The organism is Acidisphaera rubrifaciens HS-AP3, from assembly GCF_000964365.1.
Lineage (GTDB): Bacteria > Pseudomonadota > Alphaproteobacteria > Acetobacterales > Acetobacteraceae > Acidisphaera > Acidisphaera rubrifaciens.
On the sequence record NZ_BANB01000731.1, the window covers coordinates 1 to 1,204 of the forward strand.

Consider the following 1,204-nt stretch of genomic DNA (forward strand, 5'->3'; position numbering starts at 1 on the left):
GCCGATATCGGCGGGCAGTGGGATCTGGCGCAGGTGACGGCCGCGTTGTCCGCGCTCGCCGAGGCGGCGCTGCGGCGGGCCGTCGCGCATATCCTGCGCGCCGGGCACGACGCGGGCGAACTGCGTCTGCCGCATCCCGATGAACCGGAGCGGGAGGCGGGGTTCGTTGTCCTCGGCATGGGCAAGCTCGGCGCCCGCGAGCTGAACTACTCCAGCGATATCGACCTCATCCTTCTCTACGACCCCGACGCGGGCGTGTATGCCCGTGACCCCGACGGCATGGGAACCTGCTTCAGCCGTTACGCGCGCGACCTTGCCGCGTTCATGGAACGCCGTGAGGCCGGGGGATATGTCTTCCGCACCGATCTGCGCCTCCGTCCCGATCCGGGCGCGACGCCGCCCGCCGTCTCGTTGCCCGGCGCCCTGTTCTACTACGAAAGCATGGGCCAGAACTGGGAACGCGCCGCGATGCTGAAGGCGCGGCCGGTTGCGGGCGACCTAGCCATGGGAGCCGGGTTCCTGGACGCGATCCGCCCGTTCGTTTGGCGGCGCGGCCTCGATTTCGCGGCGGTCGCCGACCTGCACGCGATGAAGCGGCGGATCGACGCGCACAAGGACACCGCGCTGACCGCGGGGACGCATCCGGCGGCCCGCATCGCCGGCCACAACGTCAAGCTCGGCGAGGGCGGCATCCGGGAGATCGAGTTCCTGGCGCAGACCCTGCAGCTCGTCTGGGGCGGGCGGGACCCGGCGCTGCGCGATCCGACCACGGTGGGCGCGCTGCGCCGCCTCGCCGCCGCGGGACACCTGCCGGCGCGGGCGGCGGAGGATCTGATCGCCGCCTATGGGTTCCTGCGCCGCGTCGAGCACCGGGTGCAGATGGTCGCCGACCGGCAGACCCATGCGCTGCCGGAGCGGGCGGACGAACTCGGCCGCCTCGCGGTGTTCCTCGGTTATGCGGACGCCGATGCCTTCGCGCGCGACCTGCTGGACCATCTGCTGCGGGTGCGGGCGGACTACACGGCGGTGTTTGAGCTGGTGCCGGAGGGCGAGGCGCCGCGGCCGGCGGTGGTGCTCGATTTCCGCGGCGACGCGGCGCCGGCGGAGGCGACGGTCGCGGCGCTGCGTGCGCTCGGGTTTCAGGACACGGCGCATGTCGCCGCCTCGGTGCGGGCGTGGCAGGCGGGGCGGCTGCGGGCGCTCC

The 1,204-nt window shown here is 73.1% G+C and carries 1 protein-coding gene; it reads left to right on the forward strand.

The window, feature by feature from the left end; all coding sequences use genetic code 11:
• On the forward strand, window positions 1–1,204 hold a 1,204-nt coding region (locus tag B8460_RS17050), incomplete at both ends, for a [protein-PII] uridylyltransferase family protein (RefSeq protein WP_048862817.1).